This is a genomic window from Brevibacterium daeguense (assembly GCF_021729135.1).
Taxonomy (GTDB): domain Bacteria; phylum Actinomycetota; class Actinomycetes; order Actinomycetales; family Brevibacteriaceae; genus Brevibacterium; species Brevibacterium daeguense.
The window spans coordinates 257,200-280,716 of record NZ_JAJTWW010000001.1 but is presented as its reverse complement, the minus strand read 5'-3'; the positions used below and the strand labels follow the sequence as shown (position 1 = coordinate 280,716).

Below are 23,517 nucleotides of genomic sequence, written 5' to 3'. Positions count from 1 at the left end.
ACCGGTCCTCGCTCAGTGTGTCACCACAGGGGCCAGAGCGGAGATCCTGCGAAGACGAAGCCGGCAAGCTTTCCGAAGATGAAGTCGAGTCCGGTCACCAGCAGCATCATCACGATGACGAAGCCGAGGACGACGAGGGTGTAGTTGACGAGTTCTCTGCGGGTCGGAGTCACGACCTTCTTGAGCTCGGCGACGACTTCCCTGAAGAACTGCAGGATGCTTCCGAACAGGCCCCGCTTCTTCTGCTCCTCGGCTGTGCTTCTTCTGCTCTTGGCACCCGAGGTTCTTGCCGGTGTGTCGCCCACGCATCCTCACTCGGTCGTTGTTCGTGTCTGCACTGTCCCCCGCGTGAGTGTGCCGGCAACCGGCGCCCACCGGCGAACCATGAGCAGGGGTGACAGGACTCGAACCTGCAGCCTACGGTTTTGGAGACCGTTGCGCTACCACTTGCGCCACACCCCTTCGGCAGCGCCGACGCCCCGCTTGCGCAGGCCATCTGTCCGCCGATGTACGAGCATACAGTCTTCGGCCCCGATCCGTCGAACCGAGCAGCCGCTCGACGAGCGCCCTGATCAGACGATCAGCCTGAGCACCGATCCGTCGAACAGCCGCCGTTCGGAGCAGCAGGCGACCTACTCCGACTGCGGCAGCCAAGGTCCCGGCTGCGGGATCCGCAGCCAGGGCGAGATCTCCGCCTGGGCCGCCATGTCCACGGTCACCACCTGGAGGTCCAGCGGAGTGCCCGTGCTGCCGTCGAACCGGATGATGGTGAGCTCTGCCGGCATCTTCAGGGGTCCGGGAGTCAGCGCATTCGCCAGCGCTCCCCCGGTCGTCGAGTTCACGAAGCGCGCTCCCCGCCCGAATGGCTCCGGCCCGACTCGCCGGTGCCAGTGTCCGTGCAGAGCGAAACGCGCACAGCCGACTCCGAGTGACTCCTGCGCCTGCCGGGGGTCGTGGATCAGCAGCACATCGGGTTCGGCGGCACACGACTCCGTGGTCATGCGCGATGTGAACTCGGCAGTCGTCTCCCCCGTCTCCAGCAGCGGCTCCGGCTGCCCGAAGACCGTGCGCCGCGGATCCCCGTCGCCGAAGAAGCGCAGCCCGGCCACTTCGACCGGTTCCCCGTCGAGCACGGTCCAGCCTGACCCGCGGGCATGCGCGACGGTGTCGAGTGAGTCGTGGTTGCCCTTGACGAAGACCTTGGGAAGACCGTCGGGAAGCTCGTGGTCGAGCGAGTCGAGGCAGTAGTTCTCGGCCGGCGTGCCGGTCATCGTGATGTCTCCGCCGTCGATGTAGAGATCCGCGTCGGCCCGGGCGACGACATCGGCGACGACTCGGGTCATGCCGACATTGCAGTGGAGATCGGAGGCGAACACGGCCGTGATGACGTGCTCGCCGGCCTCGGCACCGCGCCACACCCCCTCGGTCGGAGGTGGCACGAGGGAAGAGCCGGGAGTCAGCCGCACGGTGAGGGGCCGTTCCTCCCAGCCCGAATCCAGCGATTGCAGCGCTGTCGTGTAGAACGCGTCGTTCGCCGACGCGAAGTCGGCCACCAGCTTCGCGACCTCGTCGATGACGCCCGAGAGCCGGCCGGTCACCTGGGCACCCTCAAGCGGGGTGCCGACGAAAGCGGGGTTGGGGTCGATCGGACGCGGGCGCTGGATCGGCACGACCAGCGCCGCGATCAGGAGCACGACCACTGTCCCGGAGACCGCGCCGACCGCCGCCCTCGCCCGCGGTGGGCGGAAGCGCTGCCGGGGTCCGCTGAGCACGGCGAGCACCCCGACGACAGCGGCGAGCCCGAGTCCGGCTCCGAACTCCCGGACGGCGAAGTCACGGATCAGGCCGCGGGCGACAGCGTCGAGCTGCGCCTCGGGAGCGGTGAAGAAGGTCGCGTAGGAGGCGATGTCCTGTCCGAGTGCATCGAGAGTCGTGCCGCCGAGAGCGGATTCGGCCGGGATCTCCTCGACGTCGACCTGCGCTCCGAGCCCCAACGGCAGCAGACCGTCGGCCGGGATCAGCAGCTCTCCCAGCGGTCCGAAGTCGACGGTGATCGTCGCGTCGGCAGTCACCGAGTAGACGGCCACGTGGGGGCCGAAGTTCGCCTCCGTCCGAGCGGTGAAGAGCGCCCACGGCGCCACCAGCACGAGGCATGCCAGGATCACCCCGATCACGCCGAGGATCCGCACGAGCACCGGCCCGACCGGGCCGGTTGCCCGCTGGGTCCGGCGGGGCGCGGCAGGCGGAGTGCGGGTCAGCAGCGAAGGCCGGCTCTGCGCAGGCATGCGTCCCTTTCGAGAGTTCGGGCTCTGGGGGAGGTCGGACTCTAGAGTCGGCAGCCGACGAGATTGGGCTCGGGCTCCAGGCGGATGCCGAAGATCCCTTCGACTCCGTCCCTGATGCGGCGGGCGAGCTCGAGCAGGTCAGCCGTGGATGCGTCGCCTCTGTTCGTGAGGGCGAGGGTGTGCTTGGTCGACAGAGTCGCACGACGGTCCCCGATACCGAACCCCTTGGCGAAGCCCGCGTGGTCGATCAGCCAGGCAGCAGAGGTCTTCACCACCGCCGGGTCCTGCGCACCCGTGAGCGGGTCCGTCACCGGATAGCGCGGAGCATCCTCGGGCAGAACGGCGTCGGCGGGCAGGATCGGATTCGTGAAGAATGAGCCCGCCGACCAGGTGTCGTGGTCGGCGTCGTCGAGAACCATGCCCTTGGACGCGCGCAGCGCCAGCACCGCCTCCCGCACCTCGCAGGCGGAGACGCGAGCCCCGATCTCCACGCCGAGGGCCCGAGCGAGCTGGCTGTAGCGCACCGGAGCCGACATCGTCGCCTCCGGCAGCCGGAAGGTGACGGCCAGCACCACGAAGCGCACTGCGCCGTGCTCGGCGGCGGTGCGCTTGAACATCGACGTGCGGTACCCGAATCCGAGGTCCTGCGCACCGAACCGAAGCTGCTCACCGGTGATCCGATCGAACGCCAGCACGGAATCGATCGATTCGGCGACCTCGGCGCCGTAGGCTCCGACGTTCTGGATGGGAGTGGCGCCCACCGACCCGGGAATGCCCGAGAGCGCCTCGAGCCCGGTCAGGCCCCGGCGAAGAGTCGAGGCGACGAAGGCATCCCAGTTCTCCCCCGCCTCGACCGTGAGCAGCCGCTGCCCGGTGCCGGCCGGCCGCTCGTCGATTCCGGTCGACCGGATCACGCACGCCGGGCCCGTGAAGCCCTCGTCGGCGATGAGCAGGTTGGAGCCGCCGCCGACGAAGAGCACATCGGGCACCGACCTGTCCGGCCGGTCGGGCTGCAGACGATGCCGGGAGCAGCAGTCGACCAGCTCGGACCGGGAGCGGACGGTCATGAGGTGGGGTGCCGGCCCGCCCACGCGGAAGGTGGTGAGATCGGCCAGATTCACTGCAGGCGAACCTTGACCTGCGTTCGTCCGAGCACCTTCTCCTCGCCGCTGGTGACCTCCACGTCGAGCCGGGCTGTACCGCCGTCGGCGTCGATCGCACCGACCGTCGCCGTCATCCCGAGGAAGGCGGTCGGGGCGTCCGGGGCACCGGATTCGGCATCCGGGACCACGACGGGCGCGGTGAAGCGCGTGCGGTAGTCGACGATCGCGCCGGGGTCGACGGCCCATTCGCTGATCCGGGCGACCACCGAACCCATCGTGAGCATGCCGTGGGCGATGACATTGTCCAGCCCCACCTCGCGCGCGAAGCGCTCGTTCCAGTGGATGTGGTTGTAGTCGCCCGAGGCTCCGGCATAGCGGACGAGGTCCGCACGGGAGATCGGGATCCGGGCCGAGACGACTGTCCGGCCGACTTCGAGGTCGGCCAACCTGGGGGCGATGTCGGCGGCGCCGGGGCGGTGGTCCTCGCGCGGTGCGGACTCGGTCATGCTGCTTCTCCTCTCACGACGATCGTCGAGACGACGGTGGCGACCGGCGCTCCGCTCTCCGCCTCGGTGAGCTCGGTGCGGGTGGTGACCATGGCGTGTCCGCCGGCCTCCCGGAGCCCGTCGACGTGGCACGTGGCGCTCAGCACGTCCCCGGCGATGATCGGGCGGGTGTAGGTGAACTGCTCGGATCCGTGGACGACGCGGGAGAAGTCGATGCCGGCCTCCGGCAGCGAGATGTACAGGCCCTCGGCTCGCTGTGCGGGAATCACCGCGAACGTGGTCGGGGCGACGACGTCACGGTAGCCGAGCGAGGCGGCGAACTCCGCGTCGAAGTGCGCGCGATTGTTGGCTCCCGTGGCCCGCGCGAACTGCGCGATCGCCTCGCGGGACACCTCGTACGGGGTGGCCAGCGTGTAGCTGGTCCCCTGCAGCTCGGTGTTGACTGCCATGGTGCTCCTCCCGAGGGGCCGCGCCCCTGAAGTTCGATCGGGGCGGTGCCCCGAAGTCGTATCCGTCAGCTGGCGAAAGTCTACCGGGCGGCGGATTCGACCTTCATCATCGCCAGGGCGTACCGGGCGATGTTCGCCGCAGCGTCCTCCGCGCTGATCGGACCCGCTCTGTCGAACCACTGGGCCAGGGAGGTGCACATGTTCGCCACCAGGCGGCAGGCGAACTTGAGGTCGGGAACCGTGAACACCCCCGCCTCGGCGGCGGCTGCGGCCTCGTCGTCGATCATGTACTGCACCGAGCGGCGCAGGCCGGCGATCCTCGTCCGATGCGGCTCCTCGATGCTGCGCATCTCGCTGGCGCCGATGAACGCCTTGTTCTGCGAGCTCGCGTGGTAGTAGGCGAGCGCTTCGACGACGGCGGCGAACCGTTCTTCGGGCGGACGGTCCGCGACCTTCTCCCGAGCGCCCTCCAGGCCTTCGATGAGGCCTTCCATGGTGGAGTCGAGGATCGCGACGAGCATCTGCTGCTTGCTCTCGTAGTAGTGGTACACCCCCGCGACGCTGACGTCCGCCGCCTGCGCGATCTGGCGCATGGATGTGCCGTGATAGCCCCATTTCGTGAAGCACTCGATAGCCGCTTCCAGCACCTTGGGCAGAGTCTCGTCACGCCCGTTGTCGAACTGGGCGCCGCCGGCGGCCGGAGTGCCCGTGCCCGACATCAGATCGTCGAGCTCGATGCCGAACACCTGAGCCAGGTTCGTCAGCCGCTCAACGGTGACGGAGACCTTGTCCCGCTCGATCAGGGACAGCGTCGCCGGGCTCACCCCGATGCGCCGACTCACCTGCTCCAGCGTGAGTCCAGCCGCGTTGCGAGCAGCGCGCACCCGATGGCCCACGCTCTCCTCCTCGACCGCTGTGTCCGGGTTGCCTTTAATCATGTTAAACAGGCTATCAGCCGCACCTGGGACCGAGCGGAGGACCGCTTCACAAATCTGCGCATTCTCCTACAGTGAAGGGGTGAGCGAGCACTCGCTCGCTTCACGCATACCGAACCGCGACCAACGGAGGCAAGGACGCCATGGAAGACTCCGCACACAGTACCCGAACTCCGATGAAGCCGTTCGGCGAATCGATCAGGTCGCCGTTCGCCTCGGTGCGCGAGATGTGGCGCTCGGCGATCGAGGCGGCTCCGGACTCCCCCTTCATCCACAGCTTCGAGCGCACGCTGACCTTCGCCGAGGTCGACGAGCGGGCCGACCGGCTGGCAGCGGCCCTGCACCGGTCGGGAATCGGTCCGGATGACCGCGTGGCCGTCTACGCGCAGAACGATCCGCTGTTCGTGATCGGACTGCTCGCGACGTGGCGACTGGGCGGGATCGTGGTTCCGGTCAACCCGATGAACACCGCCCGGGAGCTCCGCTACCACCTGGCCGACTCCGAAGCCCGTGCGCTCATCACCATTCCCGGCCTCTACGACACCGTCGCACGCGATGCTCTCGACGGCTCCGCAGTGCAGGTGACGGTGGTCGGCGAGCATCAGCGCTGGGTGCAGGAGAACTCGGCCATCAGGATCGAGACCGTGCCGGTGCCCACGGAGCTGCCCGCCGGCGTCATCACGGCAGAGGCGGCGTACAGCTCGCCGGGCGAGCTGCCGGCCGAACCGGGGTCAGGTGCCGCGGATACGGCAGTGCTCACCTACACCTCGGGCACGACCGGCAGGCCCAAGGGCGCGATGAACACCCACGGCAACCTCGTATTCAACGCCGAGAGCTACATCGAGATCACCGGTCTGCAGACAGGTCAGCCCATCCTCGGCATCGCGCCCCTGTTCCACATCACGGGGATGGTCGGCCACATCATGCTCGCGGTGCGAGCGCACTGCCCGATCGTGCTCAGCCACCGCTTCAATGCCGAGGTGATGCTGGAGACCATCCGCCGGCGGAAGCCAGTGCTCGCCGTGGGCGCCATCACCGCGCTCATGGCCCTGGCCGACAGCCCGGCGCGCCGGGACGGGGATTTCGATTCCCTGGAGTCGGTCTTCTCCGGCGGCGCACCGATCGCGCCGGCCCTGGGAGACCGATTGGAGCGGGTGCTGGGGGCCTACGTGCACAACGTCTACGGCATGAGCGAGACCGCCTCCCCCACCCACGCCGTGCCGCGCGGCGAGCGGGCGCCGGTCGACCCTGCCTCCGGCGCGCTGTCGATCGGCAAACCCATCTACAACACCACCTGCCGCGTGGTGGCGGAGACCGGCGAGGACTGCCGGCCCGGCGAGTACGGGGAGATCCTGTCCAGGGGACCGCAGATCACCCCGGGCTACTGGCACAATCCCGAGGCGACGGCGCAGGCCTTCGTCGATGGCTTCCTCAGGACCGGGGACGTCGGCTTCGTCGACGAGCAGGGGTGGTACTACCTTGTCGACCGGAAGAAGGACATGATCAATGCCTCCGGCTACAAGGTGTGGCCGCGGGAAGTCGAGGATGTCCTGTACAGTCATCCCGCCGTGAGCGAGGCCGCCGTCGTCGGCGTTGCCGACGCGTACCGCGGGGAGACCGTCAAGGCCTTCGTCACGCTCAAGACCGGCGCTCAGGCCACCGAGGACGAGCTGCGCGACTACTGCAAGGCCAACAGGGCGGCCTACAAGTACCCGCGCCAGATCGAGGTGCTCGACGAGCTGCCGAAGACGGCGACGGGCAAGATCCTGCGCCGAGTGCTGCGGGACTGAACCCGCCGGCCGCGGCTCGAAACCCCGTCCGTCCGCGGAGCCGAAAGATCCCGGTCGGAATCCGATTCCAGCCGGGATCTTCGCCTGCTCAGAGAATGCGGGAGCCGCGAGTCAGCCGAGGTACCGGGGATTGGATGCCGACAGCCGGAAGCGGGTGATGAGGTCGAGCGCGGGAACGAGGAGATCGACATCCCGGGCGGCACCGGAGCGGATCGCGGCGGCCAGCTCCGGTTCCGAGGCGAAGCCCAGGGTGGCGAGCGCGGACGCCGAGCTCGCAGTCGCCACCGGTTCGAGTTCGCGCTGCCGGCCGACGAGGTCGACGACATTGCGCGCCACTCGACCCCGGAAGCTGCTCGGCGCATCATCCGAGCTGACGACGTCCCGGTCGATCCACCGGGACAGCGCGCCGAGCAGCTCGGCTGCGCACGGCGCCGAGAACAGGTCGTCCGGATCCAGCGGATCCACATTCGCGGCCGCCGCGCGGTCCGAGCGGGGTGCCCCGGCAGCGGAGCGGGGGGCCCCTGCGGCTCCCGCTTCCGCGGGGTCCGGCAGCGAGTCCGGGAACAGCAGCTGCAGCAGGTCGTGCTCCTGCTCAGCCGCACGGCGGCCGATCGCCAGCAGCTCGAGCTCATTGGGGTGGTTCTCGTGAGCACGCTGCATCTGACGCAGGGTGCCGATCCCCCACCACAGCGTCGCGCGCGCCTGCCACCAGCGCACAGCCGTCGTGTCCGGACGCCGTCCGCTCGCCCGAGCGTAGTCGTCGAGGAAGGCGTCGAGGTCCCCGAGTCCGGCGACCTCGCCCGGACCGCCGAACCGCCACGCTCGCATCGTCAGGTATCCGAGATCTTCATCGGGGTCACCGAGGTGGGCGAGTTCCCAGTCGAGGACCGCCGCCAGCCCGGACTCGTCGACCATGAGGTTCCCGAGGCGGAAGTCGCCGTGGACGACTGCCGTTCCGGTCGTGTTCTCCGGGCGTGTGTCCTCCAACCGGGCGAGCGCGAGGTCGAAGACCGGTCGCTGAATCCCGATCTCACGGTACTCCTCGGCCAGGGACGCCACCGGGTCGACCAGCTCACGCAGTCCGGCTTCGGAGAGGCTGTTCGGATCGATCGCGTGGATCGCCGCTGCCGCTCGCGCGAGATCCGCCGGAAGTGCCCGCCGCGCCGCGGCGAAGCGCTCGTCACGGAGGATCCTGCGCGCGATCGTCTCACCCTCGACGAATTCGATGAGCATCCCGGGCGTCCCGATGAGCTCGCCGGGGGTGTCGTCGTGGAGCAGCCGCGGGCAGGGGACTCCGGCGGCACCCGCTGCCGCCAGCACCGCGGCCTCGGTGAAGTTCGCCTTCGGCTGCGTGTCTCCCTCGTGGTCGGCGCGGAGCACGGCGGGTCGCGGACCGTCCGGAGTCTGCGCGGTCAGCTTCAGCAGCTGCCGACTTGCTCCGCCTGCCAGCGGCCGGACGTCGAGCTCGCGGATCGGGACGCCCACGATCTGCGTGAGCCGCCGCTGCAGATCCCCCTGACCTCCGTGCCCGGCGGATTCCATGTCCTTCATCTGCGCTCCCCTGCTGCTCTGCTGATCGAATGTCGTCCGATCGAGGGGTAAAAGACTGATCAAACGTTCGCTACGAACTGAAGCATGCCGCATCGCGACGAGCGGGTCAAGCGGAGCCGAGCACAGCACAAGCGGAACCGAGCACAGCAAAGGCCGGCACCTTCCGGTGCCGGCCTTGTGCGATGGTGTCGTAGCGGGAGCGGGACTCGATCCCGCGACCTCACGATTATGAGTCGTGCGCTCTAACCAGCTGAGCTACCCCGCCCTGTGCACGAATCGTGATTCGTACGAGAGCCCCAAAAGGGAATCGAACCCTTGACCTTTTCCTTACCATGGAAACGCTCTGCCGACTGAGCTATTGGGGCAACGAGTAGATACTCTACACACGCCGCCGGGTAGATGCAAAACCGGGTTCCGCAGCGGGAACCGAGGTGCGCGCGGCCATCACGCGACCGCCCGCGCCCGGGTCACCTCTCTCACCAGATCGGCCTCGGTCGCGCCGTAGAGCGTGTCCGCCCAGACCGTCCGATGCTCCGGATACGGCTTCCCGTCCACCCGCAGCCACTGGAGCGGATTCTGCGCCTTCTGGTCCGCAGCGCACTTCCCGCAGACCGGCAGCGGCATGCTCTCATGAGCGCCGCCGGCGTCGACGGTGATCGACTTCCGCGCCTCACCGTGCCGCGGATTCACCGTGCACAGCCCACGGGGCGTGAAGCTGCGCGACAGCCGTGACGATCGCTGGCGCTCGACCGATTCCAGGGACCGTTCCGCAAGATCGAACAGCACCAGCGCCCCGACCAGGTCGTCCTCTCTGGCGGACTCGTCGTCGGCGATCCGCCGGGCCAGGCCGTAGGCGTCGAGGCCCTGCTGGACGGTGTCGGACTGCTCGGGCGACAGCCCCTGCGTCTGCAGCGATTCGAGTCGCTCGGCGATCCGGAGTGCATCGCCGCCCAGCCCGTCCCGCATGTTCCTGCGGCTCGCGCTGCGCGCAGCAGCCATCACGTCCGCAGGGATCCGGTACTTGCGCTTCTTCACCGGGCGGCGCGAGGCCAGCAGCCAGACTCCGGCGAACACGGCGAGCAGGAGCACCCCCGCGATCACCGAGTTGCGCACCGGGTGCAGGTACCAGCTCCCGGCCACGCGATCCCACGGCGAGGACCGGTACTCGATCGGCTGCGGGTCGACGAGCCGGTCGAGGACGTCATTGAGCCATTCGAGATCGGACATCCGCCTGTTCGGATCGACGTTCCAGCGATACATCTGGTCCGCGACGGCATTCTCCTCCTGCGGATCGGGAAGATCAGAGCTGTGGACGAGGTCGCCGTCGGACGGCACGACCAGGAACACTCCGTGGTCGCCGTGGGCATTGGCCAGGAGGGTCGCGAAATCGGTGGCTTCCTTGTAGTCGTCCGTCTCCAGGAAGGCCACGTAGGTCGGGTGCTTGGTCTGCGTGAGCTTGTCGCGGATCGCCTCGTAGGTCGATGCGGGATACGGATTCTGAATCCGCGGGTCGATGTAGAGCGCGTCGCGCTGCCAGTGCTCGGCCACGGCGAGCGCGTCCTGCAGGTCTGCGCTGCCCTCGATCTCCGGCGCTGCGCTCTCCGCATCGGGGGTTCCGCGGTCTGCATCGGGGACTGCGCTCCCTGCATCCGAGGCGGCTCCCTCACCGGCCGGAGCGGCTTCCGCCGACGACTCCTCGGCTTCCGGCGCAGCCTGCGGGTCGGCAGGTGCGTGGCCGACCGCCGCGGGCGCCTCGGCGGCCTGCCCCGGCGACGTCGCCCCGGCGGGCGCGACGCTGAGGACGGCTGCGGTGAGACCGGCGGCAGCCGCCGCCGCGACGCGTCGCGTGAGCCCGATGGTGGTCATCAGCGGTTCTCCTTCGTGATGCTGCGACGGATGCGCAGCAGGGTGAGCACGACGAGCGCGGCGAGCAGAATGACGACTCCCACTGCGATCTGGCCGTTGCGGACTTCGGTGAAGTATTCCGGCGACCCGGGCATGGATCGGGGCTCGTAGCGGTCGGCGAGTCGCTGGGCGGTCGTCTCGAAGTCGTTGAGCGATCCCGTGTTCGCGACCCATTCGAACTGCGGCCAGGCCTGAAGGTATTCAGCCGCCTCGGCATGGACCGGCAGGTCCCAGATGCGGTCGCGGACGGCGGACATCGCCTCGAAATCGGGAATCACCTCGTGCGTCTCCAGGTCCACCCCTACCGCTCCGACCAGCAGCACCACGGCATCACCCGGCAGGTGTGCGTAGACCTCACGAAGGAAGAGCCCCTTATCGCCACGGAACTCGTCGGTGCCGACGAAGTCGAGCGCGACGACGGCGACCTCGGGGCCCGCGTCCGCCGCGGCCTGTTCCAGGCGCTCCTCGTCCGCGGGGCTGAAGTGCATCCGCATCCCCGGGTCGATGTAGACCTGGTCCTCGCGCAGAGCGGAGACGATGCTGTCGGTCCTCGTGGTGTCCACGGACCCGACCACCGCGCCGGGCCCGAGGTTCGCGGGCGAGGCGATGGCGACCTGTGCGGTGTGATTGTGCCAGGAGACCGCCGTCGCGAGTGCGATGGCGACGACCGGAATCAGGACTCCCACGACCAGCACGTCTGCCCAGAGGGGGCGGGACCGTCCTGCACGGGGTGTGCTGTCCCGTCTGCTGCTCGCCGCACCGCGGTTCCCCCGGGGAGCCCCCGGACCCGGTGGCGGACTCCACGATTCCGGCATCGCAGCGATGGCGGCGCTCAGCGGGCCGAATGCGCCGAAGCCGCTGGCGGCGAACGGGGACTTCTTCTCCCTCCAGTAGGGCCTGCCGCGATCGATCCCCTTCGCCGACAGATAACTCGGGTCGCGACCGTCGTCGAGTGCCGCGCGGACACCCTCGGAGACCGGAACCTCGAGGTCGGTGCCGAGCGCGTCCCAGGTGCGAGTCGCCTCGGCACAGAGGTCGGGCCGGAAGAAGCATCGTCGGCTCGCAGCTCCCCGAGCCTCATCGGCCAGGGCACTCCACGCGGCCAGCACGACCGGGTTGCTCGTCGCCTCGGGTTCGGGCAGGCGGCTCACCGCGTCCTTGGTGTCGGCGCTGAGCTTCGTCGTCCGCTGGAGCCATCGGTGCCCCAGGACCGCTTTCTCATGCAGCCTGTCGAGCTGCCGGTCACGGGATGGCTCGTTCGCGCTCCGTGCGCGGCGGCTGCCATTTCCACCGACCCGGTGGCTCCGCGGCGCTTCCCGCTCCTGCCCCCGAATGCGGTTCAGCAGCGGCCGTGCGCCGGTGTGAAGGAAGGTCAGGACCGCGATCACTCCCAGACCGAGGAGCAGCGAGAAGAAGTCGAATGCCTGATGGCCCTGCCGGACGACCTCCATCGGGGTTCGCGGTGACGCCAGTTGGAACCGCGGCTCGCGCTCGACGTCGGTCAGCTCCGTGCTCTCTGCGGGATCGAGAGTGCGCAGCGCGTAGTGAATCGCGGGACCGGGGACTTCCGCATTCAGGTCCTGGTGGAAGTGCTCCCCCAGGTCGCGCACCAGCACACCGTCCTCCACCACCAGCGAGTAGACGGAACGCTCGTCCCACACGACGTAGACCGCCGAATCCACCGATCGGGCCTGGGCGTCCCCCATCAGGATCCGCTGCAGGAGCGGATCGCGCTGAGTTCCGAGGTGCTCACCGTCCCGGTCGTAGTCGGGCCGGGCGGCGACCAGCGCGATGTTCACCGCGGCACCGGTCCGCTCCGCCCGCTGGACCTGCTCGGCCACGATCGCCTGCTGCCTGTCGTCCCAGAACGCCGCGGCGCCCGGATCGGCGAACACCTCGCCGGCGTCCCACGCCGCTCCGACCGCAGCGATCTGCTCCTCCACGTAGGCGTCGGCAGCAGCCCGCGCCTCGGCGGACCGGAGCGGCTCCGTCACAGCCGCAGCGGGTGCAGCTCCGAGGAGCATGCTGCTCAGCAGCAGCACCACCGGGCACAGCACTGTCAGGGCGATTCGGCTGGGGGGCATGGGCTCAGCCTAAGCGAGTGACGTCACGCATCCGCGCAGGCCGTGTGTCGGATCTGTCACGGCCCGGACACCTCGACCCGGCCCGAGGCGCGCGAGGGACTCAGACGGGGTCGAACTTCGCGGCCAGGAATCCCTGCAGGCGGCCGGGCTGATTGGTGATGATCCCGGACACCCCCGAGCCCAGCAGCCGCTCCCAGTTGGCAGGTTCGTCGACTGTCCAGACGAAGACGCCGAAACCCAGCTCCATGAACTCCTCGACCAGCTGCCTGCGCATGAAGAAGCCGCGCTGCGAGGGGTTGTAGGCGATCACCTCGAGCTCGTCGGCGACGGCCATGTCGTCGTCCTTCGGAACCAGCCGCAGCAGTCCCCGCGGGACCATCGGGATGAGGTCGCGGGCGGTTTCGAGGGTCTCGGTGGAGAAGCTCTGGATGATGACGCGGTCCGCCATTCCGGTGTCGATGATGTCCTCGGCCACCTGCGCCACCGCACCCGGCGACCAATCATCCTTGAGTTCCAGCAGCAGGTTGCCGCCGTGTTCGGCGAGATCGGCCAGCACAGTGCGCAGCCGTGGAATGCGCTGTCCGGCGAAGCCGGGACCCAGCCAGGAGCCGGCATCCGCGAGCGAGATGCGCTCCTGGCTCATCTGCCCGATGTTGCCTGAGGTGTTCGTCGTCCGGTTCAGACTGGAGTCGTGCAGGATGTAGGGCGTGCCGTCCCCGCTCAGCCGCAGATCGACCTCGATGAAGTCCGAGCCCACGGCTCGGGCAGCATCGATCGCCGCCAGGGAGTTCTCCGGAGCTGCGCCGGAGTAGCCCCGGTGCGCGATCACCCAGGGTTTGACATCGGAGCCGGGCACCCCCGGATGCTCGTGCATCCGCAGGTATTCATCGAACCTCAACTGTGCCCTCGCAGGGTCTGACCGAGGCGTGCGTAGCCTTCCACCGCGATCGCCCGCCACAGATGCGCCGCCACCCGCGGGGAGTTCTCGGTGAGCCGATCGATCGCATCCCGCGGCAGGAGCCTGATCTCGACATCCGTCTCGGCCCGGACGGTGAACGGCTGATTGAAGTGATCGTTGAGGGACAGCTCTCCGAAGGACATGCCCGCCGTCAGGATCGTGATCACCTCGCGGCCGGTCTCCGCAGGCGAGAGCGTGTGCACCGTGCCCGAGGTGATGAACCGGATGCCGTCGAAGGGGTCCCCGATATTGCGGATGGTCTCCCCGGCCTCGTAGCTCTCGGCGACGAGATACTGCTCGATGTCGTCACGGAACGTCTCGTCGACGCGCTCGATGAGCACAGCATGCTCGGTCTCATCCTCGGGGAAGCAGTCCTCGTTGCCGTAGACCTCCAGGATGCGGTCCTCCGCCCACACCAGCGCCTCATTGCGGGAGGCGAACACCGCGAGCTCCATCTGGACCGGCACCATGAGCTCGGCCATCCGCTCCTCCGGGTCGACCAGGCCCAGGGCCGTGTGGGAGCCCAGGGTCTGCGCCAGGCGCGAGAGGGCACGCACCGACACATCGGCGACCTCGTCGGCGCGGGTGAGATCGAGCACGACGCAGAGGGTGTCCTCGTGCAGATCGCTGACCGCGCGGGAGACGACCTCCACACCCGAGAAGCGCAGGTCGCCCATCACCTCGATGACCTGTGCCAGGTGGCCGTACTCCGCCAGCACCTCTTCAGCGACGTCCGGCCGACGGGTGCTCGAGGGCAGCCGGTCGATCGACTCCCGGGACCGGATGGTGGAACGGCCTGCGTTCGAGGTGCGCACGAAGTGCAGCTCGAGATCCCGGGACATCCACCGGTGGGCCGCCAGCCCGCGGACACTGGAGCCGTGCTCGTCCAGCGGCGGCGAGAACGAGGCCATTCCCAGCTGGCCGGGCTGCACGGAGATGATTCCGCCGCCGACCCCGCTCTTGGCAGGCATCCCCACGCTGGAGACCCAGTCCCCCGAGTCGTCGTACATCCCGCAGGTGAGCATCACCGACAGCACTCGCTGCACGATCTTGGTCTCGAACACCCTCTCCCCCGTCTGCGGGTTGACGCCGAGGTTGGCCAGCGTCGCCGCCATCACCGACAGGTCACGGGCGCTGACACTGACCGCACACTGCCGGGTGTAGTCGTCGTGGGCGGGAATGGGATCGCCCTCGATGATTCCCCACGAGGACAGGAACCAGGTGAGCGCACGGTTGTGGGCGCTGCCGGCGCTGTCACTGGCGTAGACGTCCTCGTCGACGTCGAGCTGCCGGCCGGCGCATGCCGAGTACACCCGCAGGATCTTGTCGAAGACGGACTCCCCGGAGTCGGGGATGATGTGGGCGGTCGCAGCGATGGCACCGATGTTGATGAGCGCGTTCTTGGGCCTGCCGCTGCCGGATTCGGATGACAGATCGTTGTAGGAGGAGCCGGACGGCTCGACGTCGATCTTCGAGTCCATGAACGTGAAGCCGTTGTCCTGGAGCGCGATCGCGTAGCTGAAGACCTTGGAGATGGACTGCATGGAGAATCGCTCGTCGGCGTCCCCCACGGTGTAGGTGAAGCCGTCGGAGGTGGTCAGCGCAAGCCCGACAAGGTTCGGGTCCTTGCTCGCGAGAACACGGTTGGGGGATTCGGTCGATCCGCCGTGGATGCGGAACAGGCCGGCGTGGACCTCGTCGAGGTACTTCTGGATCGGGGAGTACATGGGACCAACACTAACGGCGATTCACGCGAGCGCGCGCCCGGGATTCACGCCGTCCGGCTCGACTTTCGCAGCCGGCGCGCCACCGGCAGCGAATGAGGCCCGGAACCCAGCATGTCCGCTGGATTCCGGGCCTCATTCTGTTCCCGTGGCAGGTATAGGATTCGAACCTATGAAGGCAATGCCGGCTGATTTACAGTCAGCTCCCTTTGGCCGCTCGGGCAACCTGCCGGGATGATTTCGACGAGCAGAACTCGTCGAGCACCTAAGGAAGAATACTAGGCGCCGGGAGAAAACACCAAATGCGTCCCCGAGGCATCCGCAGCCACGACCACGAGTGGTACGACGGCCGCCCGGGCCGAGCGCACCACCCGGTCCGGGCGGCCGCGCGCCACTAGACTTGGCCGGACAGATACCCGCGTACGTGCTAGGAGAAGCCGATGGCCAGTGACTCGTCATTCGACATTGTGTCCAAAGTGGACAGGCAGGAGGCGGACAACGCCCTCAATCAGGCTGCCAAGGAGATCAGTTCCCGCTACGACTTCAAGGGAACCGGCGCCTCGATCGAGTGGTCGGGCGAGAAGATCCTCATGAAGGCCGACAGCGACGATCGCGTCAAGGCCGTGCTCGACGTGTTCCAGTCGAAGCTCGTCAAGCGCGGCATCTCGCTGAAGTCGCTCGACTCCGGCGAACCGTATCCGTCGGGCAAGGAGTTCCGGATCGAGGCTCAGCTCAAGGAGGGCATCGACAAGGAGAATGCGAAGGAGATCTCGAAGCTCATCCGCGACGAGGGGCCGAAGGGAGTCAAGGCTCAGATCCAGGGCGACGAGCTGCGAGTGAGCTCCAAGAAGCGCGACGATCTGCAGTCGGTGATCGCTCTGCTCAAGGGCAAGGACCTCGACGTCGACCTGCAGTTCACGAACTATCGCTGAACTCGTCCGCCGGCGCAGCATCTCGCACGATGTGAGACGCGAATGGGCAGGGAATCAGGCCGGCGCCCGATTCCCTGCCCATCTCAGCTGATGACCTGCCCGCCTCATCTGCAGACTGCCGAAGCAGCTGAAGGCGCTGTGACGAGCACTGCCGGCCGGGGGCTCAGTCGGCGGCAGATCCGATGGCCGAACCCGCCGGATGGACGGCACGACGCGCCTCGGCCAGCATCGCCTCCCGCGTGGCGATCTTGATCCGCTCGCGGCCATGCGGCTCGCCGAGCGCCCGCTCAGCCGCTTCCAGCAGGTGGTAGCCCTCCCAGTCGACGAAGTCGACGGACTTGGCACTCAGCAGGTCGACGATCGCGTCCTCGTCCGGCGCCTCGGGGGCAGGCAGCCGACCGGCGAGGTGGTCCTCGATGAGGTGCGTGATCGTCTCCAGGGCGTCGCCCTTGGTGTGGCCGATCAGCCCGACGGGACCGCGCTTGATCCAGCCGGTGGCATAGACGCCCGGCAGCACGGGGGCCTCCGAAGCGTCACTCTGCGACAGCGTGTCCGCGACCCGTCCCTCGTGGTTCGGGATCACACCCTTGCGGTCGTCGAACGGCAGCTGCGGCAGCGCAGTGCCGAAGTAGCCCACGGCCTGATAGACCGCGTCGATCTCCCAGTCGACGAACTCGCCGGTGCCGGTCACGCCTCCGCTGCCGTCGAGCTCCTGACGCTCGGTGCGCAGTCCCTCCACGCGCTCCTCCCCCAGCACCGCAACGGGAGCATGGAGGAAGTGGAGATGGAGCCTGCGGGAAGCGCCGGTCGGCTCACGCAGGGTGAAGTCGGTCAGCGTCTTGGTGACCTGCTTGGTCTGGTTGTTCGAATGGATCGCCGTCATCGAGGCGTCATCGAACTCGAAGTCCTCGGGGTAGACGATGATGTCGACGTCCCGGACGTGGCCCAGCTCCCGCAGCTCCAGCGGAGTGAACTTGGCCTGCGCGGGGCCGCGGCGACCGAACACATGGACATCGGTGATACGGGAGTTCTTGAGCCCCTGGTACACGTGGTCCGGGATCTCCGTGCTCAGCATGTCATCGGCGGGCTTGGCGAGGATGCGAGCCACGTCGAGGGCGACGTTGCCGTTGCCGATGACCGCGACGCGCTCGGCATCCAGCGGCCAGGTCTGCGGCACGTCGGGGTGGGCGTCGTACCAGTTGACGAATTCGGCGGCACCGTAGGATCCCTCGAGCTCGATGCCGGGGATGTCGAGCCGGGCGTCGATGAAGCAGCCGGTCGAGAAGATCACCGCATCGTAGTGCCCCTGCAGCTCCTCGCGCAGGAGGTCGACACCGTACTCGACGTTCGCGAACAGGCGGATGTCACCGCGATCGAGAACCTTGATCAGGGCGTTGACGATGCCCTTGATCCGAGGATGGTCCGGTGCCACTCCATAGCGGACGAGTCCGAAGGGTGCCGGCAGACGCTCGAAGAGATCGATGCTGACGTCGAAGTCCCGTTCGGCCTTGGTCAGCAGATCGGCTGCGTAGATTCCTGCAGGACCTGCGCCCACAATGGCCACCCGGAGAGGACGAGTCATAACACACCTTTCAGTCGGTCGACCTCCCATCTTAGTGTCACCTAAGGCCCCCCAGCGACCAGAGGTGTCCGAAATCACCGAAGTCACAGCAGACTGTGCACATTGTGTCTAGACTGCCGATGTGACTGACGCAGACCATGCAGCAGAGGAATCCGCGCGGCGCAGGGCGGGGCTCGTCCTCGGCTTCTCGGGCTACCTCTTCTGGGGCGGAATGCCGCTGGTCTTCGCCGCAGCCGCACCCGCCGGCAGCCTGGAGATCCTGGCCCACCGGATCCTGTGGTCGATGCTCTTCTGCGCCATGCTGCTCACGCTCGCGCGCGGATTCCCGCGGGTCGGCCAGGTCTTCCGCTCCCCGCGCGACTTCTGGATCCTCACGCTGGCCAGCGTGGTGATCGCGATCAACTGGTTCGGATTCCTGCTCGGCGTGGAGTTCAACCGGGTCGTCGAGATCTCACTGGGCTACTTCTTCAACCCCCTCGTCACCGTCTTCCTGGGCGTGGTGTTCCTCCGGGAGAAGCTGCGTCCGCTCCAGTGGGTCGCCATGGCCGTGGGAGCCTTCGCGGTCATCGTGATCGCGATCGGCTACGGGCAGGTCCCCTGGCTGGCGCTCCTCGTCTCCTTCTCGTTCGGCACCTACGGCCTCCTCAAGAACAAGGTCGGCGGCCGGGTCGGAGCTCTCGAAGGCCTCACGGTCGAGACGGCGGTGCTCACCCCGTTCGCGGTCGCCGTGATCCTCATCCTCACCGCGACCGGGCACTCCCACTTCGGCACCGAAGGGATCGGGCACCTGCTCATCATGCTGTCGCTGGGCCCGATCACGGCGATACCGCTGATCCTGTTCGGCGCGGCGACTCGGCGCATCCCGCTGTCCTGGGTGGGGATGATGCAGTACATCACCCCGACGATTCAGTTCATCCTGGGCGTGACCGTGCTGGGCGAGGAGATGACGACGGCACGCTGGGTCGGATTCTTCATCATCTGGTCGGCGGTCGTCATCCTCACCGTCGACATGCTGGAGGCGAACCGTCGCCGACGCCGCTGAAGCAGCTGCTCGGGCGACGCGCTCGACGGCGGCTTAGGCGAAACGATCGACGACGGCTCAGGCGACGCGATCGACGACGGAGCGGGCGAACTCGACGAGCCCGTCCTTGACCTCGCCCCTCGGCAGCGGGTCGAGCGCGGCGATCGCCGCATCCGACCAGGAGCGAGCCGTCTGCCGAGCGCGGTCGAGCGCCGGGTGGGCGACGAGCGCGGTGCGCGCCCGCTCAAGCGCCTCGTCGGTGCTCAGGTCGGACTCCAGCAGCGCCACGACGGAGGCCGCGTCCGCGTCTCCTGCGGCGGCGTCGGCCTGCAGGTAGAGCACCGGCAGCGTCGGTACCCCCTCCCGCAGATCGGTGCCCGGGGTCTTGCCGGACTTCTCGCCCTCGGAGGCGATGTCGATGATGTCGTCGGCGAGCTGGAAGGCGATTCCCACCTTCTCGCCGTAGTCCCGCAGCACCGGGATCAGCTCCGCCGGCGCCTGCGAATAGCGCAGCCCGAACTCCCCGGACGCCGCGATCAGCGATCCGGTCTTGTCGGCCAGCACCTGCAGGTAGTGCGCGACGGGGTCGACGCCCTCGCCGGGCCCGGTGAACTCGTTGAGCTGGCCGAGGACCAGCCGTTCAAAGGTCTCCGCCTGCAGCCGAACCGCGTCCGGCCCCATCTGCGCGGTCAGCAGCGAGGCCCGCGCGAACAGCAGGTCGCCGGTCAGGATGGCCACGCTGTTGCCCCAGACCGCATGCGCCGAGGGTGCGCCGCGGCGCATCGGGGCGTCGTCCATGACGTCGTCGTGGTAGAGGGTCGCGAGGTGGATCAGCTCGACGGCCGCGGCGGCACGACTGACCGACAGGTGGGAGGGGTCGCCGTACTGAGCTGCCAGCAGCACGAGCATCGGACGGACCCGCTTGCCGCCTGCACGCAGCAGATGGTGCGAGCTCTCATTGGGCAGCGACGCGGTCTGCTCGACCGCGGAGTCGAGCAGGTCCTCGACTTCGAGCAGCCGCTCCGCGAGCGCCTGGGCGAGCGCGGAGTCGGACTGGGCGAACGTCGCCGGGGAGAGCGGGCCCGAGGTGGGAGTCGGGTCTGCCGCAGAAGAGCGGCCGGCGTCGGCGGCGTTCGTCATGTCCTCTTCAATCGTCCTCATGGGCTCATTCGTTGCCGGTCGCGGGGACCAGGCGGGTCAGGGCGGTGATGATGCGATCGTACAGATCGCGGTCTGCACCCGCCTCGTCCTGGTACAGGTTGGCCAGCAGTCTCACCACAAAGGTCATCAGCGTGTCGACACTCATACCGTACTTGATGGCCAGGCTCATGATCTCCGGTCGGCCGATGATCTTCGCGAAGATCCGCCCGAGGGTGAAGTAGCCGCCGAGGCTGTCCCGGACCAGGCCGGGATATTCCCGAAGCCTCTCCCGGCGCGCCGCCTCGGGATAGCGGGAATAGGTGGCGATCACCTCGGCTGCCAGCCGGGCGGACTCCATGGCGTAGTCGATGCCCTCCCCGTTGAATGGATTGACCATCCCCCCTGCGTCGCCGACCAGCAGCACGCCCCGGCTGAAGTGGGGAGTGCGGTTGAAGGCCATGGGCAGGGCTGCGCTGCGGACCGGTTCCAACCGAGTGTCCGGGCCGATCGCCCATTCTGAGCCCATCGCCTGGAGCCATTCGTCGAGGACCGTGCGCAGGGAGACCTGGCCGAACTGCGGCGAGGTGTCGAGGATGCCCAGGCCGACGTTGACGGTGCCGTCGCCCATCGGGAACAGCCAGCCGTAACCGGGCATCGCCTCGCCCGGCGCGCCGTCCTCCGAGCGCTGCCGCAGCTCGACCCAGCTCTCGATGTGATCGTCGCTGTGACGCGGCGAGGAGTGGTACGTGCGGACGGCCACTCCCATCGGCCGGTCGTCGCGCTTCTCGATGCCCAGCGCCACTGCCATGCGGGCGGACACACCGTCCGCGGCGATCACGACCGGGGCGCGGAACAGTGCGTCCGGGCCCACCTTGCGGCCGCGATGGTCGGTCCCCGTCGCCTTGACGCCGGTCACCCAGCCGTCGGCGCCGAACACCGGCTCCGAGGCGAATACCTGTTCGTAGAGCCGGGCGCCGCGGGACTGGGCGTGGCGAGCGAGCTCCTCGTCCAGCCGCATCCGCGATCGGGTGAGGCCGTAGGCCGGCATTCCTCCGACCTCCGGCCAGTCGATCTCGAGGCGGTGCCCGCCTCCGATCAGCCGCAGGCCCCGGTTGCGGTGCCAGCCGGCGGACTCCGGGGTCTCGAAGTCGAGGGCGGCGAGCTCGCGCACGGCGCGCGGGGTCAGCGCATCCCCGCAGATCTTGTCGCGCGGGAACGACGACTTCTCGAGGATGACGACGTCGAAGCCGGCACCTGCCAGGTGCGCGGCCGCAGTCGATCCCGCAGGTCCGGCGCCGACGACGATGGCGTCGGCGTCGATCGTGGTCGTCATGCAGCGGGCTCCGCGGGCTTGAGCGCATGGTGGAGGGCGACGACGCCGCCGGTGAGGTTGCGGTACTTCACCTGGTCGAAGCCGGCGTCGAGGATCCAGTGCGACAGCGTCAGCTGGTCCGGCCAGGCGCGGATGCTCTCGGCCAGGTACACGTAGGCCTCCGGGTTCGAGCTCACCGCGCGGGCGACGGTCGGCAGGGCCGCCATGATGTACTCCTTGTACACCGAGTTGAGCATCCGCGACTCCAGCGCCGAGAACTCGGCCACCACGAGGCGCCCGCCGGGCTTGAGCACGCGCAGCATCTCCCGCAGACCCAGGTGCGGATCGGTGACGTTGCGCAGACCGTAGGTGATCGTGACGACGTCGAACTCACCGTCGTCGAAGGGCAGATCCATCGCATCCGCGTAGACGAATTCGATCTCCGGGTGCTTCTCCCGGCCGACGGCGAGCATGCCCTCGGAGATGTCGCCGGCGACGACTTCCGCGCCCGCCTTGGCGAAGGGCACCGAGGATGAGCCGGTGCCGGCGGCCAGGTCGAGGATCCGCTCGCCCGGCCGCGGGTCGACAGCACGGGTGATCTCGATGCGCCACAGCCGCGAGATCCCGAAGGTCATCGCGTCGTTCGTCACGTCGTAGCGGCGCGCGACCGCATCGAACATCGATGCGACATCGGTCTTCTTCTTGTCCAGCTGGGCGCGAATCATGAGGACCATGATCTCAACTTCCGACTGCAGGGCGCCAATCGGGGTCCGGCAGCCGGTCCGGATAGGATTGGCGCCGATGAGAACCTTCGACGTCACGGCCGAGCCGGCCGCTCCCGCTGCGCGCCTCGAGGTGCACTCGTGGTTCATCGACGGCGTGCACCCGGATGCGCCCAAGCCCTTCGTGCAGGGCCTGCCGACGACAGCAGCGGAATTCCTCTCCCAGCTTCCGCCGGCGGGATTCTCCTGCTGGGTGCGCGGCACCTCGGGCCTGGTGGGGCTGGGCCGGCTGGTCCGGCTGCGGGCCTGCGGGCCGGACCGGTTCGCGGCGCTGGCGCGAGCGTGGCGAGCGCTGTCGGCCGAGGCGCGCATCCACAACGAGGTGGGGCTGGCCGGTTCCGGCCTCATCGGGTTCTCCGCGGTCGCCTTCTCCCGCCATTCGCAGGTCTCCTCCGTCATCGACGTCCCGGAGTTCGTGATGGGCCGGCGGGAGGGGCGGGTCTGGCTGACATCGATCCGGCTCAGGGACGGAGAACCCGGCGACGCCGGCAAGCCCGACACCAGGCCCACCGATGTGCGCGGACCCGGATCCGACGCGGGCCGAACCGCTCACGAGGCGGACGCCTTCGTGCTGGCGGAGACGCCGCTGAAGCTGCCTGTCGGCGCCCGTCCGCTGCCGGGCACGGTGACGGCGGAGAAGTACACCCGGATCGTCACCCGCGCCGTCGAGCGCCTGCGCAGCAGCGGACAGGGGCTGGGCAAGATCGTGCTGGCCCGCGACGAGGTCATCGAGGCCGAGGCCGACATCGATGTGCGCGCGGTCCTGGGCCGGCTCAACCAGGCCTATCCGAGCTGCTGGACCTTCAACGTCGCCGGACTGATCGGCGCCACCCCCGAGCTGCTCATCGGGGTCTCCGACGGGCAGGTCACCTCCCGGGTGCTGGCGGGGACGTATCGGGTCGAGGCGGATCCGGCGGCGGAGATCGCCGCAGCGCGCACGCAGCTCGGATCGGCGAAGGACACTCGGGAGCACAGCTACGCGATCGAGTCGCTGGCCGAGAGCCTGGCGACGGTCACCGACGAACTCCACGTCGACGCCGAGCCCCACCTGCTGCAGCTGGCCAATGTCATCCATCTCGCCTCGGACGCCCACGGCACGCTCCGGCGCGGCGAGACCGGACTCCCCTCCGCCCTCGAGGTGGCCGCGGCAGTGCATCCGACGGCCGCGGTGGGTGGATTCCCGAAGGCGACCGCACTGGATGCGATCGAGGAGTTCGAGGAGGCCGACCGCGGTCGCTACGCCGGACCCGTCGGCTGGCTCGACGACCGCGGAAACGGTCAGTTCGGGATCGCGCTGCGCTGCGGTCAGCTGGAGGCGCGCAATCGGATCCGCGTCTTCGCCGGCGCCGGGATCATGCCGGACTCCGACCCCGACTCCGAGCTCGCGGAGACCGAGGCGAAGCTCGCACCCATGAAGCGAGCACTGGGTCTGCTTCCCTGACCGCGCCGCCGCCGGGT

At 68.5% G+C, this 23,517-nt stretch carries 19 protein-coding genes and 4 tRNA genes; 4 read left to right on the top strand and 19 right to left on the bottom strand.

What is annotated here, in order from left to right; genetic code table 11:
- Positions 1 to 20: 20 nt before the first annotated feature.
- From secE to LXN01_RS01200, 7 genes are all read right to left on the bottom strand, one after another.
- Positions 21 to 305: a preprotein translocase subunit SecE gene (gene secE / locus LXN01_RS01230; protein WP_236862727.1), complete on the bottom strand. Its 285-nt coding sequence runs from the start codon at positions 303 to 305 to the stop codon at positions 21 to 23.
- Between the two features lie 84 nt (positions 306 to 389).
- Positions 390 to 462: transfer RNA gene (locus LXN01_RS01225), tRNA-Trp, on the bottom strand.
- A gap of 170 nt (positions 463 to 632) precedes the next feature.
- Positions 633 to 2,285 carry a metallophosphoesterase family protein gene (locus LXN01_RS01220; RefSeq protein ID WP_236862726.1) on the bottom strand — a complete coding sequence of 551 codons (1,653 nt, stop codon included), beginning with the start codon at positions 2,283 to 2,285 and terminating at the stop codon, positions 633 to 635.
- 41 nt (positions 2,286 to 2,326) lie between these two features.
- Complete coding sequence (locus tag LXN01_RS01215) at positions 2,327 to 3,406, bottom strand: UDP-N-acetylmuramate dehydrogenase (protein ID WP_236862725.1); 1,080 nt, start codon at positions 3,404 to 3,406, stop codon at positions 2,327 to 2,329.
- The gene (locus LXN01_RS01210; RefSeq protein WP_236862724.1) at positions 3,403 to 3,894 is read right to left on the bottom strand and encodes a MaoC/PaaZ C-terminal domain-containing protein; all 492 of its coding nucleotides are present in this window, start codon (positions 3,892 to 3,894) and stop codon (positions 3,403 to 3,405) included. Before LXN01_RS01210 ends, LXN01_RS01215 begins: the two co-directional genes overlap by 4 nt.
- The gene (locus LXN01_RS01205) at positions 3,891 to 4,343 is read right to left on the bottom strand and encodes an FAS1-like dehydratase domain-containing protein (protein WP_236862723.1); all 453 of its coding nucleotides are present in this window, start codon (positions 4,341 to 4,343) and stop codon (positions 3,891 to 3,893) included. Before LXN01_RS01205 ends, LXN01_RS01210 begins: the two co-directional genes overlap by 4 nt.
- An 80-nt stretch (positions 4,344 to 4,423) precedes the next feature.
- Positions 4,424 to 5,281 carry a TetR-type transcription factor C-terminal domain-containing protein gene (locus LXN01_RS01200; RefSeq protein ID WP_236862722.1) on the bottom strand — a complete coding sequence of 286 codons (858 nt, stop codon included), beginning with the start codon at positions 5,279 to 5,281 and terminating at the stop codon, positions 4,424 to 4,426.
- Between the two features lie 140 nt (positions 5,282 to 5,421).
- Here LXN01_RS01200 and LXN01_RS01195 point away from each other — a divergent pair, with 140 nt between their 5' ends.
- On the top strand, positions 5,422 to 7,068 hold the full coding sequence (locus LXN01_RS01195) for a class I adenylate-forming enzyme family protein (protein WP_236862721.1): 1,647 nt from the start codon (positions 5,422 to 5,424) through the stop codon (positions 7,066 to 7,068).
- Positions 7,069 to 7,179: 111 nt separating this feature from the next.
- Here LXN01_RS01195 and LXN01_RS01190 read toward each other — a convergent pair whose 3' ends face one another.
- The 8 genes from LXN01_RS01190 to LXN01_RS01155 all read right to left on the bottom strand — a co-directional run bounded on the left by LXN01_RS01190 (position 7,180) and on the right by LXN01_RS01155 (position 15,521).
- Positions 7,180 to 8,619: a phosphotransferase gene (locus LXN01_RS01190; RefSeq protein ID WP_236862720.1), complete on the bottom strand. Its 1,440-nt coding sequence runs from the start codon at positions 8,617 to 8,619 to the stop codon at positions 7,180 to 7,182.
- A gap of 191 nt (positions 8,620 to 8,810) precedes the next feature.
- A tRNA-Met gene (locus LXN01_RS01185) sits at positions 8,811 to 8,884 on the bottom strand.
- A 27-nt stretch (positions 8,885 to 8,911) separates the two neighbouring features.
- Positions 8,912 to 8,984: transfer RNA gene (locus LXN01_RS01180), tRNA-Thr, on the bottom strand.
- 79 nt (positions 8,985 to 9,063) lie between these two features.
- On the bottom strand, positions 9,064 to 10,485 hold the full coding sequence (locus LXN01_RS01175) for a hypothetical protein (protein WP_236862719.1): 1,422 nt from the start codon (positions 10,483 to 10,485) through the stop codon (positions 9,064 to 9,066).
- Entirely contained in the window at positions 10,485 to 12,608 is a 2,124-nt protein-coding gene (locus LXN01_RS01170; protein ID WP_236862718.1) for a hypothetical protein, read from the bottom strand. The genes LXN01_RS01175 and LXN01_RS01170 overlap by 1 nt, the downstream gene beginning before the upstream one ends.
- Positions 12,609 to 12,708: 100 nt before the next feature.
- Complete coding sequence (locus LXN01_RS01165) at positions 12,709 to 13,506, bottom strand: glycerophosphodiester phosphodiesterase (protein ID WP_236862717.1); 798 nt, start codon at positions 13,504 to 13,506, stop codon at positions 12,709 to 12,711.
- Positions 13,503 to 15,293, bottom strand: a complete 1,791-nt coding sequence (glsA, locus tag LXN01_RS01160) for a glutaminase A (protein ID WP_236862716.1) — start codon at positions 15,291 to 15,293, stop codon at positions 13,503 to 13,505. Before glsA ends, LXN01_RS01165 begins: the two co-directional genes overlap by 4 nt.
- Positions 15,294 to 15,439: 146 nt before the next feature.
- Positions 15,440 to 15,521: transfer RNA gene (locus tag LXN01_RS01155), tRNA-Tyr, on the bottom strand.
- 209 nt (positions 15,522 to 15,730) lie between these two features.
- Here LXN01_RS01155 and LXN01_RS01150 point away from each other — a divergent pair.
- Positions 15,731 to 16,222, top strand: a complete 492-nt coding sequence (locus LXN01_RS01150) for a YajQ family cyclic di-GMP-binding protein (RefSeq protein ID WP_236862715.1) — start codon at positions 15,731 to 15,733, stop codon at positions 16,220 to 16,222.
- 163 nt (positions 16,223 to 16,385) lie between these two features.
- Here the strand turns inward: LXN01_RS01150 and LXN01_RS01145 are convergent, their stop codons facing one another.
- Positions 16,386 to 17,804, bottom strand: coding sequence for an FAD-dependent oxidoreductase (locus LXN01_RS01145; protein ID WP_236862714.1), 1,419 nt, complete (start codon positions 17,802 to 17,804; stop codon positions 16,386 to 16,388).
- A gap of 121 nt (positions 17,805 to 17,925) precedes the next feature.
- Between LXN01_RS01145 and rarD the strand changes: the two genes are divergently transcribed.
- The gene (gene rarD / locus LXN01_RS01140; protein ID WP_236862713.1) at positions 17,926 to 18,846 is read left to right on the top strand and encodes an EamA family transporter RarD; all 921 of its coding nucleotides are present in this window, start codon (positions 17,926 to 17,928) and stop codon (positions 18,844 to 18,846) included.
- A gap of 57 nt (positions 18,847 to 18,903) precedes the next feature.
- Here rarD and LXN01_RS01135 read toward each other — a convergent pair whose 3' ends face one another.
- Genes LXN01_RS01135 through LXN01_RS01125 form a run of 3 tightly spaced genes read right to left on the bottom strand, consistent with a single transcriptional unit; the run spans position 18,904 to position 22,002 of the window.
- Complete coding sequence (locus LXN01_RS01135; protein ID WP_236862712.1) at positions 18,904 to 19,986, bottom strand: polyprenyl synthetase family protein; 1,083 nt, start codon at positions 19,984 to 19,986, stop codon at positions 18,904 to 18,906.
- A 4-nt stretch (positions 19,987 to 19,990) separates the two neighbouring features.
- The gene (locus tag LXN01_RS01130) at positions 19,991 to 21,298 is read right to left on the bottom strand and encodes a geranylgeranyl reductase family protein (RefSeq protein ID WP_236862711.1); all 1,308 of its coding nucleotides are present in this window, start codon (positions 21,296 to 21,298) and stop codon (positions 19,991 to 19,993) included.
- Entirely contained in the window at positions 21,295 to 22,002 is a 708-nt protein-coding gene (locus tag LXN01_RS01125; protein WP_236862710.1) for a demethylmenaquinone methyltransferase, read from the bottom strand. The genes LXN01_RS01130 and LXN01_RS01125 overlap by 4 nt, the downstream gene beginning before the upstream one ends.
- A gap of 76 nt (positions 22,003 to 22,078) precedes the next feature.
- On the opposite strand from LXN01_RS01125, the gene LXN01_RS01120 reads away from it, so the two are divergent.
- A complete protein-coding gene (locus LXN01_RS01120; protein ID WP_236862709.1) occupies positions 22,079 to 23,500 on the top strand; it encodes an isochorismate synthase in 1,422 nt (473 codons plus the stop codon).
- Positions 23,501 to 23,517: the final 17 nt, after the last annotated feature.

Bases quoted from the DNA above. Each gene is read 5' to 3' on its own strand.
- LXN01_RS01170 (WP_236862718.1), bottom strand. From the start codon at position 12,608: ATGCCCCCCAGCCGAATCGCCCTGACAGTGCTGTGCCCGGTGGTGCTG.
- glsA (WP_236862716.1), bottom strand. From the start codon at position 15,293: ATGTACTCCCCGATCCAGAAGTACCTCGACGAGGTCCACGCCGGCCTG.
- LXN01_RS01175 (WP_236862719.1), bottom strand. From the start codon at position 10,485: ATGACCACCATCGGGCTCACGCGACGCGTCGCGGCGGCGGCTGCCGCC.
- LXN01_RS01210 (WP_236862724.1), bottom strand. From the start codon at position 3,894: ATGACCGAGTCCGCACCGCGCGAGGACCACCGCCCCGGCGCCGCCGAC.
- LXN01_RS01145 (WP_236862714.1), bottom strand. From the start codon at position 17,804: ATGACTCGTCCTCTCCGGGTGGCCATTGTGGGCGCAGGTCCTGCAGGA.
- LXN01_RS01205 (WP_236862723.1), bottom strand. From the start codon at position 4,343: ATGGCAGTCAACACCGAGCTGCAGGGGACCAGCTACACGCTGGCCACC.
- LXN01_RS01200 (WP_236862722.1), bottom strand. From the start codon at position 5,281: ATGATTAAAGGCAACCCGGACACAGCGGTCGAGGAGGAGAGCGTGGGC.
- LXN01_RS01120 (WP_236862709.1), top strand. From the start codon at position 22,079: ATGAGAACCTTCGACGTCACGGCCGAGCCGGCCGCTCCCGCTGCGCGC.
- LXN01_RS01135 (WP_236862712.1), bottom strand. From the start codon at position 19,986: ATGAGGACGATTGAAGAGGACATGACGAACGCCGCCGACGCCGGCCGC.
- LXN01_RS01190 (WP_236862720.1), bottom strand. From the start codon at position 8,619: ATGAAGGACATGGAATCCGCCGGGCACGGAGGTCAGGGGGATCTGCAG.
- LXN01_RS01150 (WP_236862715.1), top strand. From the start codon at position 15,731: ATGGCCAGTGACTCGTCATTCGACATTGTGTCCAAAGTGGACAGGCAG.
- LXN01_RS01220 (WP_236862726.1), bottom strand. From the start codon at position 2,285: ATGCCTGCGCAGAGCCGGCCTTCGCTGCTGACCCGCACTCCGCCTGCC.
- LXN01_RS01195 (WP_236862721.1), top strand. From the start codon at position 5,422: ATGGAAGACTCCGCACACAGTACCCGAACTCCGATGAAGCCGTTCGGC.
- LXN01_RS01125 (WP_236862710.1), bottom strand. From the start codon at position 22,002: ATGATTCGCGCCCAGCTGGACAAGAAGAAGACCGATGTCGCATCGATG.
- LXN01_RS01130 (WP_236862711.1), bottom strand. From the start codon at position 21,298: ATGACGACCACGATCGACGCCGACGCCATCGTCGTCGGCGCCGGACCT.